This window comes from Shimia sp. Alg240-R146 (genome assembly GCF_947331465.1).
Taxonomy (GTDB): domain Bacteria; phylum Pseudomonadota; class Alphaproteobacteria; order Rhodobacterales; family Rhodobacteraceae; genus Shimia.
In genome coordinates, this window is sequence record NZ_CAMZOK010000002.1 from 315,857 (window position 1) to 328,349 (window position 12,493).

17 protein-coding genes are annotated in these 12,493 nt (G+C 58.8%); 5 read left to right on the top strand and 12 right to left on the bottom strand.

Translation table 11 applies throughout. The annotated features are described in order from the left end of the window. Positions 1-50: 50 nt before the first annotated feature. From PG871_RS10715 to hisA, 4 genes are all read right to left on the bottom strand, one after another. Entirely contained in the window at positions 51-479 is a 429-nt protein-coding gene (locus PG871_RS10715; protein ID WP_270729228.1) for a hypothetical protein, read from the bottom strand. Further along, positions 451-924, bottom strand: coding sequence for a DUF2867 domain-containing protein (locus PG871_RS10720; RefSeq protein WP_270729229.1), 474 nt, complete (start codon positions 922-924; stop codon positions 451-453). Before PG871_RS10720 ends, PG871_RS10715 begins: the two co-directional genes overlap by 29 nt. Before the next feature lie 87 nt (positions 925-1,011). After that, on the bottom strand, positions 1,012-1,299 hold the full coding sequence (locus PG871_RS10725) for a hypothetical protein (protein ID WP_270729230.1): 288 nt from the start codon (positions 1,297-1,299) through the stop codon (positions 1,012-1,014). Next, positions 1,296-2,018, bottom strand: coding sequence for a 1-(5-phosphoribosyl)-5-[(5-phosphoribosylamino)methylideneamino]imidazole-4-carboxamide isomerase (gene hisA, locus PG871_RS10730; protein ID WP_270729231.1), 723 nt, complete (start codon positions 2,016-2,018; stop codon positions 1,296-1,298). Before hisA ends, PG871_RS10725 begins: the two co-directional genes overlap by 4 nt. A gap of 136 nt (positions 2,019-2,154) precedes the next feature. Between hisA and PG871_RS10735 the strand changes: the two genes are divergently transcribed. After that, positions 2,155-2,547 (top strand): DUF2147 domain-containing protein, encoded by a 393-nt coding sequence (locus tag PG871_RS10735; protein ID WP_270729232.1) that lies wholly within the window; start codon positions 2,155-2,157, stop codon positions 2,545-2,547. A gap of 70 nt (positions 2,548-2,617) precedes the next feature. Here PG871_RS10735 and PG871_RS10740 read toward each other — a convergent pair whose 3' ends face one another. After that, the gene (locus PG871_RS10740) at positions 2,618-3,157 is read right to left on the bottom strand and encodes a peroxiredoxin-like family protein (RefSeq protein WP_270729233.1); all 540 of its coding nucleotides are present in this window, start codon (positions 3,155-3,157) and stop codon (positions 2,618-2,620) included. A gap of 64 nt (positions 3,158-3,221) precedes the next feature. Here PG871_RS10740 and PG871_RS10745 point away from each other — a divergent pair, with 64 nt between their 5' ends. Then, positions 3,222-3,989, top strand: coding sequence for an AraC family transcriptional regulator (locus PG871_RS10745; protein ID WP_333559668.1), 768 nt, complete (start codon positions 3,222-3,224; stop codon positions 3,987-3,989). 6 nt (positions 3,990-3,995) lie between these two features. Here the strand turns inward: PG871_RS10745 and PG871_RS10750 are convergent, their stop codons facing one another. The 3 genes from PG871_RS10750 to PG871_RS10760 form a co-directional block, all read right to left on the bottom strand. Next, complete coding sequence (locus PG871_RS10750; protein ID WP_270729235.1) at positions 3,996-5,780, bottom strand: SLC13 family permease; 1,785 nt, start codon at positions 5,778-5,780, stop codon at positions 3,996-3,998. Between the two features lie 85 nt (positions 5,781-5,865). Further along, positions 5,866-6,741, bottom strand: a complete 876-nt coding sequence (locus PG871_RS10755; RefSeq protein WP_270729237.1) for a DMT family transporter — start codon at positions 6,739-6,741, stop codon at positions 5,866-5,868. A gap of 1 nt (position 6,742) precedes the next feature. After that, entirely contained in the window at positions 6,743-7,561 is an 819-nt protein-coding gene (locus PG871_RS10760; protein ID WP_270729238.1) for a TIGR00282 family metallophosphoesterase, read from the bottom strand. Positions 7,562-7,756: 195 nt separating this feature from the next. On the opposite strand from PG871_RS10760, the gene PG871_RS10765 reads away from it, so the two are divergent. Both PG871_RS10765 and PG871_RS10770 read left to right on the top strand, forming a co-directional pair. Continuing rightward, positions 7,757-7,990, top strand: coding sequence for a putative hemolysin (locus tag PG871_RS10765; RefSeq protein WP_270729241.1), 234 nt, complete (start codon positions 7,757-7,759; stop codon positions 7,988-7,990). A 101-nt stretch (positions 7,991-8,091) separates the two neighbouring features. Next, a complete protein-coding gene (locus PG871_RS10770; protein WP_270729243.1) occupies positions 8,092-8,382 on the top strand; it encodes a putative hemolysin in 291 nt (96 codons plus the stop codon). On the opposite strand, the gene PG871_RS10775 is transcribed toward PG871_RS10770, so the two are convergent. Both PG871_RS10775 and mgtE read right to left on the bottom strand, forming a co-directional pair. Then, entirely contained in the window at positions 8,354-8,908 is a 555-nt protein-coding gene (locus PG871_RS10775; RefSeq protein WP_270729244.1) for a 5-formyltetrahydrofolate cyclo-ligase, read from the bottom strand. The genes PG871_RS10770 and PG871_RS10775 overlap by 29 nt on opposite strands. A 9-nt stretch (positions 8,909-8,917) precedes the next feature. Further along, positions 8,918-10,312 carry a magnesium transporter gene (gene mgtE / locus PG871_RS10780; RefSeq protein ID WP_270729245.1) on the bottom strand — a complete coding sequence of 465 codons (1,395 nt, stop codon included), beginning with the start codon at positions 10,310-10,312 and terminating at the stop codon, positions 8,918-8,920. A gap of 149 nt (positions 10,313-10,461) precedes the next feature. On the opposite strand from mgtE, the gene guaD reads away from it, so the two are divergent. Then, entirely contained in the window at positions 10,462-11,757 is a 1,296-nt protein-coding gene (gene guaD / locus PG871_RS10785) for a guanine deaminase (RefSeq protein WP_270729246.1), read from the top strand. Here guaD and PG871_RS10790 read toward each other — a convergent pair whose 3' ends face one another. Then, the gene (locus tag PG871_RS10790; protein WP_270729247.1) at positions 11,758-12,138 is read right to left on the bottom strand and encodes a nuclear transport factor 2 family protein; all 381 of its coding nucleotides are present in this window, start codon (positions 12,136-12,138) and stop codon (positions 11,758-11,760) included. A 21-nt stretch (positions 12,139-12,159) separates the two neighbouring features. Beyond that, positions 12,160-12,399: an Lrp/AsnC ligand binding domain-containing protein gene (locus PG871_RS10795; RefSeq protein ID WP_054002415.1), complete on the bottom strand. Its 240-nt coding sequence runs from the start codon at positions 12,397-12,399 to the stop codon at positions 12,160-12,162. Positions 12,400-12,493: the final 94 nt, after the last annotated feature.

The following is a 12,493-nucleotide window of genomic DNA, read 5'->3' on the forward strand; positions in this document are numbered from 1 at the left end:
TAGGCCCTAAGCTGCCATTTGACCAGAGGATAGCAATTTGGCAGCGGCGGTCATGTTTTTTTGCGTGACCGCGCGGCCAGATACACGACCAATGCCCTTATCAAATAGACAAGCCAAATCGCGCCAAAAAGCAGAGAAAACGGCAAAAAGAACAATATCAGGCCCCAACCGGCCAAAAACTCCAGCTCGCTCGCCGTACTGCCAATATCAACGCCCAGAACAAAACATGGACTAGGTCCCATGCTGGAGATTTCGCAGCCATGTATTTCGTTCAGGTAGGTCACGATGCCGGCGCACATAAGCCAAATCGCAATGGGCGCTAAAGTCAGGCAGGCGAGGGTTTTATGCATTCGATTGGGCAAAGATGATGGCTCGTTATCCAAATCGGAAGACCAAATGGCAAGCCGCCCGTATCCTTTCCCGTCAGCTTCGCTGATTGAATCCAGTGTGTTAAGCCGCCATTTGACCAGTGCTTGCAACACGGCGCAGCACATCGCGGGCAATCGCGACATGAAACGGCATGATGGTGGCGAGATAGGCGCGGCCCAAAAGGTTGTGCTGATGAACCCAGGTTGCCAGCAGAATGTCGTCGCCGTCGCGCATCACCGATACCCGGAAATCCAGATGTTTGTCGTTGAAACCGGCAATGATTTCGCGCTCCGTCTGACTCTCCAAGGGGAACATCCCGATCTTTTCCTGCCCCGCAAAATCGGAGGGCAGGGCACCGGTCAGCCCAAAGGGCAGCACAATCACATTGCGCAGCGCCACGAGCGCCTTGGCCCAACCTGGGAAGTCGGTGATAATGTCAGCGGCTTCGCGCAGCGGCATGTCGCTTCTGACGCGGAAGCAGTCAACAAAATCACCTGCGCAGAAACGGTCATGCAACGCGCTGAATGGCGGGAGGGGGGAGGTCGTCACAGTCATGGTCAATTCCTTGTCCTGTTCGCAGGTTCAAGGTGGGAGGCAAATGGGCGAGGATCAATCCGTCCCATTGTCACAGTCAGGCAGACCTTACCCTTTGGGTTTGCGTGCCAGAATGATCACACCGATAATGGCGGCCACAAAGGCCACTGGCACGGTCACCACCAACAACGCCACCGCCGAGTAGGCCCGCGCCAACACCGGCGCACGGTCCACGCCATCCACAATACAGCCGTTCTGCCGCGCCAGTTGGGAGGCAAAATCGCACTCCCACCGCGCCGCCGCCCATTCGGACCAGAAATAGGCTCCCAGCGGTGCAAAACACGCCAGAATAATCGCCAGCAAAACCAGCAGGGTTATGCGGCGCGCGATGCTCACGCCTTCATCACCGCCAGCGCCTCGGCCAGATCAATCGCGCCATCATAAAGCGCCCGCCCCGAAATTGCGCCGTTCAAGTCCGCGCCGCAGTCTTTTAACGCCCGCAGATCGTCCAGTGAGCTGACGCCGCCCGAGGCAATCACCGGGATCGACACTGCGTTTGCCAGCGCCGCCGTGGCCTCCACATTCGGGCCTTTCATCGCGCCGTCGCGCATGATGTCGGTGTAAATGATCGCCGCTACGCCCGCGTCCTCAAAGGATTTTGCCAGATCGGTGACCATCACTTCGGTCTCTTCGGCCCAGCCCTTGGTGGCAACCTTGCCATTTCGGGCATCGATACCCACGGCCACTTTGCCGGGGAATTCCCGCGCGGCTTCGCGCACCAGATCGGGGTTCTCCACCGCCACGGTGCCCAATATCACCCGCGCCAACCCGCGGTGGATCCAGCGCGCAATTGTATCCATGTCACGAATGCCGCCACCCAGTTGCGCGGGCACTTTGGTTTGCTTCAGGATCTCTTCGACAGGGGCCGCATTCACCGGCTCACCGGCGAAGGCACCATTAAGATCCACCAGATGAAGCCACGCGCAGCCGGCGTTCACAAATTCCAGCGCCTGTGCGGCAGGGTTTTCGTTGAAAACGGTCTCCTGCGCCATGTCCCCATGCACCAGGCGCACGGCGTTTCCATCTTTTAGATCAATGGCAGGGTAAAGGATCATGGGGCGTTCCATCGCTATATCTACAGTCAAAAGCGATGTGACATGTGTCCGGCTGAAATGCAACTTTCCCCAAAGTCAGGGTTGATCGAAAACCGGCGCTGCCTCACTCTGCGCACAACCAATGGGAGGAATTCTGATGAAAAAGTATATTCTGGCCGCCGCGCTAACCCTTGCTGGCGCTGGTGTAGCATCGGCTGATCCGGTGTCCGGCACATGGAAAACGCAGCCCGGCGAAACCGGTGGTTATCTGCACGTGACGATCGCCCCGTGCGGTGACTCTATTTGCGGCACAATCGCCAAAGCCATTGATGAAAATGGGGCCGAAGTGGGCGACTATGAACACGCGGGCAAACGCATGCTTTGGGACATGAAGGCTGACGGCGGCGGTGAGTATTCCGATGGCAAAATCTGGGCGCCTGACTCAGACAAAACCTATCGCTCCTCAATGAACCTCAGCGGCAATACGCTCAAGGTCACCGGCCACGTCGCTGTGTTCAAACGCTCGCAGAACTGGACGCGCCTTAAGTAAGCGACGCTTTATTTGAATGCATTCGGGCGCCTCCCTCGAGGCGCCCGTTTCTTTTGCAGAACAGCTAACTTCAGACTGCGCCGGTATATTCGCCACGCGCCGGATAGTTGTTGGCAATCGCAAAGTCGAGCGCACCAACCAGTTCGGAGAAATGCGGACGCATGAACGGCATGGTCTGTACCGAGCCGAAATAAAGCGACTGATCTGGCGACACCAGGAACACGCCCGGCTCGGAAAACAGCGCAGGCTCTTCGATGCCAATCGATGTCTTACCGCGCGAAGTCGAAATATAGAGACCCCAGTCGCGCGCCGCATCCAGCTGCAGGCCATAGGCCACACGCATGCCGTTCACCGGCGCGACTTTTTCCTGCATGGCAGTTGCGCGCTCTTCATCGTCCGAGCTCACCGCCAGAACACTCACGCCACGCTCGGCAAACGCAGGCGCTTGCTTGTCCAGCTCCTTGAGGTAGGTGGCGCAGATCGGGCAGTGCAGGCCGCGATAAAAGCACACCAACGTGCCGCGCTCTGACCCTTCTGCGGCCAGATCAAAGTTGCCACCTCCAACGAGGGGCAGGGCAAGTCCGGGTGTTTTCTGGCGGGGCATCAGCATGTCGTTTCTCCTTCGGGACATTTTGTGATCTTTCGTTGAGTGCCCTTGTTGCAAGGATTTTGACATGATAAATCCGAATAATCTGACCGCAACACCGAAAGCTCTCATGGATCGCCTCACCACCCTGATCGAAAAGTTTCACCTCAGCGTTCAGCCCGCCCCAAATGGCGAGGCCAATCTGATCGCAATCTGCAACGCCAAAGGCGCCCCGCGCGAGGTGCGGTTTTATACGCGTGGCGTGTCGGATTGGGCGGACATGGACCGGTTGATGTTTGCGGCCCGTGTCGACTGGGCGGGGCCCTCCAATCCGCTGATGGCGGCCTTGCCCGACCGGATTGACTATGACCTTGCCGATAAGGGTGACACGCAAACTCTGGTCCAATTGATGTATGCCGAGGCCACCGGCGGGCGCTGCGGCGCGCAGTCGGTGATGTCACGCTTGGGGGAGGCACTGATTGTGCGCCTGCTGCGCGATCAGATGCGCGAGGGGCGCACCGAGGTTGGATTGCTCGCGGGCCTTGCTGATCCGCGCCTGTCCCGCGCAATTGTGGCGATGCACGACCATCCCGGCCGGCTCTGGACCAACGCTGATCTGGCCGAGGCCGCGGGCTTGTCCCTGTCGCGATTTTCGGAATTGTTTTCGGACATGGTGGGCGAAACCCCGATGGGCTATCTGCGCCGTTGGCGTTTGATCCTTGCCCATCAGGACGTGCGAAAAGGGGATCGCATCGACGCGGTCGCCCGCCGCTATGCTTATGCGTCGCCCGAAAGCTTCACCCGCGCTTTTCGCAAAACCTACGGCGTGGCGCCGTCTGCATTGCGTGCGGCCTGACCGGCTTTACAGCGGCCAAAGCAGCGGGATCGCCGCGGAGGTCAGCAGACCAATCGACAGGTTCAGCGGAATACCGATCTTCATGAAATCGCTGAACCGATAGCCGCCCGGACCAAACACCAACATATTGGTTTGATAGCCGATCGGGGTGGCAAAGCTGGCCGAGGCGGCGATCATCACCGCAATCACCAGCGGCCGCGGGTCTATGCCAATGGCGGTCGCGAGGCCCACAGCAATCGGCGTGACCACCACGGCCACGGCGTTGTTGGACACCAGCTCGGTCAGCACCGAAGTCAGCAAATAGATCGCCCAGATCAGGAAGAACGGCGGCAAACCCTGCATAAACGGCGCAAGCCGGTCAACAATCATCGCCACGGCTCCAGAACTCTGCAATGCGGCACCTATGGCCAGCATCGAAAAAATCAGCGCAAGCAAGCGCCCGTCGATAAAGGAAAACGCCTCGTCTGCGTCGATACAGCGGGTCAAAAGCACAACAGCCACCGCCAGCACCGAAAGAAGGAAAATCGGGGCGACGCCGAAGCCAGCCAGCACAACAACGCCGGCCATCGCAGCGAGCGCAATCGGCGCATGGCCGCGGCGGTATTCACGCTCGGACGGGTGGGACACATCGACCATATCCATCTCGACGGACAGACGCTGGATGTCTTCGGGCGCGCCTTCCAGCAACAGCGTATCGCCGACGCGCACCACCAACTGATCCAATTGCTGACCGATGTTCTGGTTTCGACGGTGCACCGCGAGCGGATAAACCCCGAACCGGCGCCGCAATCGCAGCGCACCAAGCCGGCGGCCGACCATCTTACAGCCCGGCGTGATCAGCGCCTCAACCGTTGTGGTTTCCACCGCGCCAACCTGATCCAGCCTTTTCAGTGATTTATCACGCTGCAGGCTCAGCAACTCGGTCATGCGCGTGCGCAGCACAACCCGATCACCCACCCGCAATTCAACGCCCTTGAGATTTCGGCGCAGCGATTCATCGCCGCGGATGACGTCAATCAATCGCACGCCCTCGCGCTTAAACAGCTGCACCCCCGCAACCTCGCGCCCGATCAGGTTGCTTTCCGGCGGGATCACCGCTTCGGTGAAGAATTTCATCTGGCTGCGGTTTGATCCGGACAGCATGTCCGCCATGCTGGCGCGCTCCGGCAGCAACCGGTCGGCAAACAGGTAAAGATACAACATGCCCCAGCCGACCACGATCAGGCCCAGCGGTGTGACCTCAAAAATGGTGAACGGTTCCAACCCTTCGGCGCGGGCCACACCATCCACCAGCAAGTTGGTTGAGGTCCCGATCAACGTCAGCGTGCCTCCCATGACGGCCGCGTAACTCAGCGGGATCAGAAACTTTGAGGCAGGTTTGTCCAAGGTGCGCGCCAATTGCGTGAACACAGGGATCATCACGACCACAACAGGCGTGTTGGACACAAAGGCAGAGGCCACAATCACAAAGGCCAAAAGCATGATAATGGCCAGCTTCGGATTGGTGCGCGCCTGCTTGTCGGCCATATGGGTGAACGCACTCAGCGCGCCGGTGCGCACCAAGGCACCCATCACGATGAACATCGCCGCAATGGTCCAGGGTGCGGGGTTGGACAGCACCGACAAGGCCGCTTGGTACGGCAAGACACCCGTGAGCAGCAGAAACGCCACGCCTCCGATGGCCACCACCTCGGTCGGGAAGGTCTCCCGCAGAAACAGGAAAAACATCGTCGCGACGGTGCAGAGCGCCAAAATGGCCTGCACGGTCTGTGATAGGTCAAAAAGCTGCATCAGCGCTCCGGTGTCACAATCGGCCCAGATGTACCACGCAGCCCTTTTCGAGCAAGCAGTTTTGCACCTGCAGCGAGGTCGCTGATCATTCGTCGCGCGGTTGCACCAGAAACATTCCCATCAGGATCAACCCCATCGCCATCCAAACCCAGAGCGAATAGCGTTCTCCCAACAACAGCATTGACCAGATCACACCGGATCCAGTGACCACATAGGCGACCTGCGCGGCAAAAACCGACCCCGCCCGTGTGACCAGCCAGACATAGGCCGTGTAAACCGACACATGAATGATCGACGACAATACCAAGGCGTACTCAGGCGCTGCCCAATCGGTGCGCGGATCAATGAACTGGCCGGACGCCACCGCCAACGGCAACGCCACAATGGCTCCCACAACCGAGGCCCCATACAGCACATGCCCTGCGCCAAGTCCGTGCATGCCCCATTTGCTGACAATATTGCCTTCAAACGCGTAGCACAGCGGGGCAATGACCGCGATTGGCAGCCACGCCAGCATGGCCGGATCGGGCAGGGCTTCCGGCTCTGACAGCACATACACACCGCACAACCCAAGAACCAATCCGCCAAGCCGCAACCAGTTGAATCTGTCGACACCCAGCGCCAACGCCACTGGAAAGGCCAACATCGGCACAAGGGAAATCACCAGTGACATGATGCCAGCAGGCAATTGCGCGGCGGCGCGATAAGAGAAACTGTTGGGCACCACAGTGCCAAGCGCAGCGATCAGCAGAAAGAACCACAACAGGCGCGGGGGCAGCGCAATCGGCTTGCCTGTAACGACGCGCAGCACAAACATAAATACCGCGCCGATCGCCAACTGCCAGAATATCAATCCTAATGGCTGATACCCTTGCGAGACCGCGATTTTGGTCAGCGGTTGCGTCAATCCCCAGCCAGCGCCAATTGCCAGCAGGATGCCAAGCCACCGCAAACGGGTCATTTCAGAGAGGTCCGGACTGGCTGAGACGGCCACCCTGACGCACCATCTCGATGCGCGTGGCCTGACCTGTGCGGTCATCGGTTTCCACATAAACGCCCGACAGCGTGGCCTCTTCCAGGGCGGGTGTGAACCGTGCCTTGGGCATTCCGGTCACAAACCGGCGCATGGGCTCGGTTTTTTCCATACCGATCACAGAATTATAATCGCCGCACATGCCCGCATCCGCCTGAAATGCGGTGCCTTTGGGCAGGATTTGCGTGTCCGCCGTGGGGACGTGCGTATGGGTGCCGACCACAAGGCTGGCGCGGCCATCACAGAAATGACCCATGCCCATCTTCTCGGATGTGGCTTCACAATGCATGTCGATGATGGCGGCCTGCACCATGCCGCCGCGCGGATGGCTGCGCAGCACCTGATCCATGGCCGAGAAAGGATCGCCGTAGGGCTGTTTCATAAACACCTGACCCAGCGCCTGCGCCACCAGCACCTTGCGCCCGCCACGTGCTTCAAACACGCGATGGCCTTTTCCCGGCACATCGCCACGGCCAAGGTTCATCGGGCGGATGATGCGCGGCTCGCTCTGGATGAACTGCATCATGTCTTTCTGGTCAAAGGCGTGATCGCCCAGTGTGATGCAATCCGCGCCAGCCTCAAGAATGCCTTTGGCATGCGCGCCCGAAAGCCCCATGCCATTGGAGGCATTTTCGCCGTTCACCACGACAAAATCGAGTTTCCAGTCCTCGCGCAGCTTTGGCAGCCGTTCTGTCACAGCCGTCCGGCCCGCGCGGCCCATCACATCACCAAGAAAGAGTATTTTCATAACGCAATGGCCTATCCCCGTTCGAGCGATAGCTCAAGCATAGATGGAGAGGGCGCGTGTTTTTGGCCAATGGAAGTCGCGCGGTAACCGACGGCAAGCGACCCATAGTCTCAAAGGCGTTGCCCAATCCGTTGTTCAGGCTAAGAGTTGCCTTATCTTAGTTTGTATTGCCGAGTATTTTTCAGGAGCTCCAAAATGAAACAGTTTGTTCCCCTCGCCATTGTCGCAGCCCTCGCCGCCTGCAATGCTGAAGACAGCCAAGACGAAATGGTCGGCATGGCCAATCCAGCGTCGGTCTACTGCGTCGAGCAAGGCGGCACATCCGAGATTGTCAAAGCGGCCGACGGCAGCGAATCCGGCGTCTGCGTGCTACCCGACGGCTCCGAGGTGGACGAGTGGGAGTATTTCCGCGCCAACAATCCAGAGTAACCTTCACTTTCGCATCATGATTTTTGGTTCCGCCAGTCAAGACTGTTGCAGGTCCCTTTCTTTGGCGTATCGTAAGGGGATATTCTGATACAGGTGCCTTGATGAAACCATTCTTCACGACTGCCCTTTTGGTTGGAACTTTGACGTTGTCGGCTTGCGCCGCGTCCAGCCCGTTTGATCCGGCCTTTGCCAATGACCCGGCTTATTCGGGAAACTATGCCGCCAAATACTGCACCAACCGTGGCCACAGTTATGAGGCCCGCCAAAAAGAAGACGGCACGGTTTATGGCGTCTGCAAATTCAAAGGCGGCGGCGAAGAGGACGCCGTTGTCTATTTCCAAACAAACGCCACAGGCGGCTCGATTAAAACTCCAGAATCCGGCTCTCTGTGACCATCATGTCCAGCGGCTGATCTGTTGGCTCGAGCGGCAAATCGTCGGCCTCTTGCGCGTCAAAGGCAAAGCCAATCGCCAATGTCCCCCGCCGCGCGCGCAGCCGCTCCAACGTGCGGTCATAAAACCCGCCGCCATAGCCCAACCGCCCGCCGTTGCGATCAAACGCCACCAGTGGAACAATCACGATCTCAGGGTCAAAATAGTCATCCACCACAGGCACTTGCGCCCCAAACGGGCCGTCGCGCAGCGCACCTTCCGGTTCCCATCGGGAAAACTCCAGCGGCTGCGCTTCCCCCTGAATGACCGGCACGCCCACAGGACCGTGGGCGGCGGCCTCCGCCATTGCGGCCAATGGGATGATCTCTGTGCGGATCGGCATATAGCCCGCCAATGGCACCCCGCGATAGCCTGCCAAAATCTCGCTCAGATGCGCCGATTGCCCGGGACCAGCGGCGTCAAAAGCTGCTTTGCGCCGCGCGAACGCGGCTTTGCGCGCCGCTGTCTTGATTGCTGTCAGGTCCATTTTGCGCCTCTACAACAGGACATGGGCCGCCAACCCAAGGAATGCGAAAAACCCGATCACGTCAGTGATGGTGGTCACAAACGGCCCCGACGCCAGCGCCGGATCAATGCCGGCCCGGTCCAACGCCATCGGGATCAAAACACCGCCCAAAGCCGCCGCGATCTGCGTCACCACCATGGCCACGCCAATCACCACCGCCAACATCGGCACACCGAACCAGACCCCCGCCACCAGCGCCATGACAAAGCCAAACAGAAGGCCGTTCAAGGCCCCCACCGACAGTTCACGCCGTGCGACACGCAGCGCGTTTTGCGCGGTCAAATCCTTGGTTGCCAATGCGCGCACCGTGACCGTCATGGTCTGCGTGCCCGCGTTGCCACCCATCGAGGCGACAATTGGCATCAACACCGCCAGCGCCACCATCTGATCGATGGTCTCCGCGAACATATCAATCACCAGCGAGGCCAGAATGGCCGTCAGCAGGTTCACAAACAGCCATGTCGCGCGGCCCTTGGCAGCCTCAAAAATCGTGTCCGACAGGCTGGTTTCTTCGCTCACACCGGCCAGTCGCAGAATGTCTTCTTCGTGCTCTTCATCCAGCACCACCATGGCGTCATCAATGGTGATCATCCCGATCAGCCGCTCATCCGCGTCCACCACGGGCGCAGAAATCAGGTGATACTGGTTGAACGCATAAGCTACGTCTTCTTCGTCCTGCGTGACAGGGATGGTTTGAAATTCCTCTTCCACGATCTGATGCAAGGCCACGCTGCGGTCCGACGACATCAGCTTGCCCAGGGTGACGTTGCCCACGGGCCGCATGCGCGGATCAACAAGGATCACGTGATAAAACTGCTCCGGCAGTTGCCGTGCGTTGCGCAGATGATCGATGGCCTGACCGACGGACCAGTCTTCTGGCACCCACACAGTCTCACGTTGCATCAAGCGACCAGCGGTGTTTTCCGGAAAACTCAGCGCCTGCTCAACGGCCACCCTGTCGGCGTCTTCAAGCTGGTCAAGAATGGCTTCCTGCTGCGGCTCGTCCAGATCCTCAACCAGATCGACGATGTCATCGCTTTCCAACTCGCGCACCGCGTCGGCCAAGACGTCAGGCGACAGGATCGCGAGGATTTCTTCGCGCAGACCTTCATCAAGTTCGGGCAGGATATCGCCGTCGAACTCTTCGCCATAAAGCTCCACCAGACGCCGCCGGTCATACGGGTTGATCTGCTCGATGATGTCGGCGATGTCGGCAGGGTGGAGCGGCTCCAGCAGCGACAGCAGCGTGTCACGGTCTTTGGCGTCGAGCGAATAAAGGATGCCGGACACCAGCCGCCGGTCCAGCGTATAGGCGTCATCTTCGGTTTGCGGGTCCGGGGCGGTCTGATCATCAAGCTCTGTCATGACGCTCCCTTTTTTGGCACCCGCTGACCGGACGTCGCCAGCTTAACGCGACAATAGGCCAATCGGTTGATACAGTTCAACGAAAGACGACGATTTACACGCCAAAAAAGCCGCGATAGGAGAGCGCGTTACGCTGTTGGGAGACCACAATGACTGCTGCCAAATTGCTTCTGGGCCAAACTCTCTCGTTTGAGGGCAACCCGTTTGAAACCGCCCCCGCAGAGGCCGCGCGCCATGAACGGCGTGGCGCGGTGCTGATCAAGGATGGCCGCATTGTCGCCGTGGGCACCTCTGATGCCCTGCGCGCTGCGCACCCACAAGCGGAGATCACCGACTATGGCGACGCTTTGCTGTGCGCAGGTTTTGTCGACGCGCATGTGCACTATCCGCAAACCGGCATCATCGCCAGCTGGGGCAAACGCCTGATTGATTGGCTCAACAGCTATACCTTTCCTGAGGAAATGCGCTTTGGGGATCGGGCATATGCCGATCAGATCGCGAACACCTATCTGGACCTGACCGCCAACCACGGCACCACCACCATGGTCAGCTATTGCACCATTCACCCCGAAAGCGTCGATGCGATTTTTACCGCCGCGCAGATGCGTGGCCAGCGCATCGTGGCCGGCAAAACCTGTATGGATCGCAACGCGCCCGACGGGCTGCGCGACACCGCGCAATCTGCCTATGACGACAGCAAGGCCCTGATTGCCAAGTGGCACGGCGTGGATCGTCTGGATTATGCCATCACCCCGCGGTTTTCCCCAACTTCCACACCAGAACAACTCCGCGCGCTGGGCGATCTCTGGGCCGAACACCCCGATTGCCTGATGCAAACCCATCTCAGCGAACAAACCGACGAAATCGAATGGGTGCAGGGCCTGTTCCCCGAAGCCCGCGATTATCTCGACACTTATGAGGCCTTTGGTTTGCTTGGCGAAAAAGGCCTCTACGGCCACGCCATTCATCTCGAACCCCGCGAACGCGCTCGCCTGCGCGAAATCGGCGCGGGGCTGATCCATTGCCCAACCTCCAACACTTTCATCGGCTCGGGTCTGTTTGAGATGCAATCGCTGATGGATGAGGGACAGCGCGTCGGCCTTGCCACTGACACCGGCGGCGGCTCATCGTTCTCGATGTTGCGCACCATGGCTGCGGCTTATGAAGTTGCGCAGCTGCGCCACACACCGCTTCACGCCGCGCAATTGATGTGGCTCGCCACCCAAGGTTCGGCACGCTCCCTGCATATGGAAGACAAGATCGGCAACCTTGCTGCAGGCATGGAAGCCGACATCGTTGTGCTGGATCTCAGCTCAACGCCTGACATTGCTCAGCGCAGTTCCCGTGCGAATGACATCTGGGAAGCGATTTTCCCAACCATCATGATGGGCGATGACCGCGCCATCAAAGCAACGTGGATAAACGGTCAGCCCGTCAAAGGCTGATCAGAACAACCCGTTGTTGTTGGCGGAATTTACAGGGATGGTTTGCAGCACATCCCAGTGCTCCACAACTTTGCCGTTGTCATCAAAGCGGAAGATGTCGATGCCGGCGTAGTCTTCGTCGCCAGGCCATTCCTGATGACAGTGCAGAACGACATGGTTGCCTTCGGCAATCGCGCGTTTGAAATGCACGGTTTTGCCGGGAAACTCTGTGGCCATGCGCTCGAAATAGTCGATGAACGCCTCTTTGCCGTCGCCAACGTGCGGGTTGTGCTGAATATAAACGTCGCCCACGTAAGTCTCGATCGCCTCGCGCGGCTTACATTGATTGAACATCATGTCGTAAAACGCCATCGCGTTGGCTTTGTTCTCCGCAAGTCCCATGACGCACCTCCTGTTCCCTGTCTAAAACGCCTTAAACGTCAGCGTTGTCAGGGACCGTTCAATTCCCTCAATATCCAGCAGATGCTCATTGATGTATTTGCCCACATCGGCGTCCTCAGGGATGTAGAGCTTCATCATCAAATCAAAATCGCCAGAGGTCGAATAAAGCTCCGAATGAATTTCCTTCAAGGCAATCTCTTCGGCCACGCGATAGGTGGTGCCTGGCTTGCAGCGGATCTGGATGAATACACAGGTGGTCATCGGGCGGCCTCTTTTCTGATTGGCGCTGGTTGATCGCGCTTAAGCTGGCACAAATGCCACCCGCTGCACAATCCGAAATACGCCCTCTTGGCCC

Excerpts from the sequence above, each read along its gene's own strand:
- PG871_RS10720 (WP_270729229.1), bottom strand. The coding sequence starts at position 924 with ATGACTGTGACGACCTCCCCCCTCCCGCCATTCAGCGCGTTGCATGAC.
- hisA (WP_270729231.1), bottom strand. The coding sequence starts at position 2,018 with ATGATCCTTTACCCTGCCATTGATCTAAAAGATGGAAACGCCGTGCGC.
- PG871_RS10735 (WP_270729232.1), top strand. The coding sequence starts at position 2,155 with ATGAAAAAGTATATTCTGGCCGCCGCGCTAACCCTTGCTGGCGCTGGT.
- PG871_RS10740 (WP_270729233.1), bottom strand. The coding sequence starts at position 3,157 with ATGCTGATGCCCCGCCAGAAAACACCCGGACTTGCCCTGCCCCTCGTT.
- PG871_RS10745 (WP_333559668.1), top strand. The coding sequence starts at position 3,222 with ATGATAAATCCGAATAATCTGACCGCAACACCGAAAGCTCTCATGGAT.
- PG871_RS10750 (WP_270729235.1), bottom strand. The coding sequence starts at position 5,780 with ATGCAGCTTTTTGACCTATCACAGACCGTGCAGGCCATTTTGGCGCTC.
- PG871_RS10755 (WP_270729237.1), bottom strand. The coding sequence starts at position 6,741 with ATGACCCGTTTGCGGTGGCTTGGCATCCTGCTGGCAATTGGCGCTGGC.
- PG871_RS10760 (WP_270729238.1), bottom strand. The coding sequence starts at position 7,561 with ATGAAAATACTCTTTCTTGGTGATGTGATGGGCCGCGCGGGCCGGACG.
- PG871_RS10765 (WP_270729241.1), top strand. The coding sequence starts at position 7,757 with ATGAAACAGTTTGTTCCCCTCGCCATTGTCGCAGCCCTCGCCGCCTGC.
- PG871_RS10770 (WP_270729243.1), top strand. The coding sequence starts at position 8,092 with ATGAAACCATTCTTCACGACTGCCCTTTTGGTTGGAACTTTGACGTTG.
- PG871_RS10775 (WP_270729244.1), bottom strand. The coding sequence starts at position 8,908 with ATGGACCTGACAGCAATCAAGACAGCGGCGCGCAAAGCCGCGTTCGCG.
- mgtE (WP_270729245.1), bottom strand. The coding sequence starts at position 10,312 with ATGACAGAGCTTGATGATCAGACCGCCCCGGACCCGCAAACCGAAGAT.
- guaD (WP_270729246.1), top strand. The coding sequence starts at position 10,462 with ATGACTGCTGCCAAATTGCTTCTGGGCCAAACTCTCTCGTTTGAGGGC.
- PG871_RS10790 (WP_270729247.1), bottom strand. The coding sequence starts at position 12,138 with ATGGGACTTGCGGAGAACAAAGCCAACGCGATGGCGTTTTACGACATG.
- PG871_RS10795 (WP_054002415.1), bottom strand. The coding sequence starts at position 12,399 with ATGACCACCTGTGTATTCATCCAGATCCGCTGCAAGCCAGGCACCACC.